The 211-nt window shown below is 72.0% G+C and carries 1 pseudogene; it reads left to right on the forward strand.

Annotated features, from left to right (window positions below):
* Window positions 1-211: pseudogene (locus G5A07_RS22105) on the forward strand (hypothetical protein); the annotation flags it as partial.

Genomic DNA, 211 nt, shown 5'->3' on the forward strand with positions numbered 1-211 from the left:
GTCGTGATCGCGGCCGAGGATGCCGCGATGATCCGCGGCTTCGTGGTCAATCGTTTCCGCGGCGATCCGAGCCTGTTCGCCGACGGCATGGCCATCATCGCCGAGCGCACCGGCTGGCCGGCGCTGGGTCTGGTCCCGCATTTCGCCGAAGCGGGCCTGCTGCCGGCCGAGGACATCCTGGGGCTGCGGCGCCAGCCCGAAGGCGAGCGGG

It is taken from the genome of Stenotrophomonas sp. AS012628, from assembly GCF_010608305.1.
Lineage (GTDB): Bacteria > Pseudomonadota > Gammaproteobacteria > Xanthomonadales > Xanthomonadaceae > Stenotrophomonas > Stenotrophomonas geniculata.